Source organism: Kitasatospora sp. SC0581, assembly GCF_048159585.1.
In the GTDB taxonomy this organism is placed as follows: domain Bacteria; phylum Actinomycetota; class Actinomycetes; order Streptomycetales; family Streptomycetaceae; genus Kitasatospora.
The window spans coordinates 1-328 of sequence record NZ_JBLRWA010000299.1 but is presented as its reverse complement, the minus strand read 5'-3'; the positions used below and the strand labels follow the sequence as shown (position 1 = coordinate 328).

The window sequence follows — 328 nt, the reverse complement described above, 5'->3', positions numbered from 1 at the left end:
GGTGCCGCGCCGGGTCCGCCGGACCCGCAGCGGCTCGGAGGCACGGGACGCGGCCAGGGACGCGCTGCGCCTCGCGCTGCACCGGCCCCTCGACGAGTCCGGCACGGCGGGCGGGGCCCGCGAGACCGCGAAGGAGCTGTCCGCCGGGCCCTCCGAGCCGGTCGTCCTCGCCTCCGGCAACCTCGGCCTCGTCTCCTTCCCCGACGTGCCGCACCGCATGACCCGCGAGGAGATCGACCGGCGCCACCCGGCGCTGCTCCGCACCCTCGCCCACCATCCGGGCGTCGGCTTCGTCCTCGTGGCGAGCGCCGAGCACGGCTCGCGGGTG

At 78.7% G+C, this 328-nt stretch carries 1 pseudogene; it reads left to right on the top strand.

Annotated features, from left to right (window positions below):
- A pseudogene (locus ACLWS4_RS38175) lies at positions 1 to 328 on the top strand (hypothetical protein); the annotation flags it as partial.